This is a genomic window from Phyllobacterium sp. P5_D12 (assembly GCF_054049495.1).
The window spans coordinates 1-879 of sequence record NZ_JBFUMG010001033.1 but is presented as its reverse complement, the minus strand read 5'-3'; the positions used below and the strand labels follow the sequence as shown (position 1 = coordinate 879).

2 protein-coding genes are annotated in these 879 nt (G+C 57.2%); both read right to left on the bottom strand.

Translation table 11 applies throughout. From position 1 onward, the window contains the following. The coding region (locus tag ACXJ5O_RS28485) for an HAD hydrolase-like protein (RefSeq protein ID WP_457302840.1) at nt 1-422 on the bottom strand (422 nt) is incomplete at its 3' end. Next, nucleotides 419-879 (bottom strand): mannitol dehydrogenase family protein (locus tag ACXJ5O_RS28480; protein ID WP_457302839.1); only part of this gene is annotated, 461 nt, incomplete at its 5' end. The genes ACXJ5O_RS28480 and ACXJ5O_RS28485, both read right to left, overlap by 4 nt.

The window sequence follows — 879 nt, the reverse complement described above, 5'->3', positions numbered from 1 at the left end:
TGTTTGACCATCGTGGCGCTAAAAATATGTGGATCCAGAAGATCGAGCAATCCCGTCAATTTCAACGACAGGCGAATGCGATCAGGCTGGCTTGATGAGGCCACGCAGCGCGGCACATCAAGTTTGCGCAGAGTCTCGGCTATACCCGGTATCGGCTGCAGATCTAGTTCGAAGCGAGCGAAGAGATTGGCCCGCATCTCGTCGAGATCCGCCTCGCTTGCCGCGAAACCATATTCCTCGTGCAGGACCTTGCTGATCGTCGTCATGCTGCGCCCGAGGAAACGGTCATAGGCGTCATCCTCCGACATATGGGTGCCATTCTTGGCGATCATCTCGAGCAGGACAGCGATGGAAATCGGTTCGCTGTCAACGAGAACGCCGTCGCAGTCGAATATGACGAGATCTGGTTTCGCTGTCGTCAAAGCTTGTCATCCAAGTAGAGCCTGAGGGTCTCGCGAGCACCCTTGTCCCAGAGCGTCCGGAGGATCCGCGAAAACGATTCGGCGAAAATCGGCGATGTGCCGACCTCTCCGAAAATATCGGTCATCGCGAGGAATGCTTTCGGATCGTCCTTGGCTTTCAAGGCTTCAACTTTCAAGCGTTCAGCGCTGGCGTCGAGATAGTTCGTCGGCTTGCCTGTATCGGTCGTCCCTGCGCAGAAGCGGCACCAAAGCGCCGAAACCAGCGAGAGGCCGGTTACGCTCTTGCCGGCTCTCAGCCGGTCTGCCGTCGTCGGCAGAATAAACTTCGGCTGGCGATTGGAGCCGTCCTGGCAGAGGCGCTGGATCGTATCGCCAATCTTCGGATTGGAGAACCGCCGCACAATGAGGTCGAAATAGTCCTCGAACGGCATATCGGGTACGGGCGGCAGGACCGGAA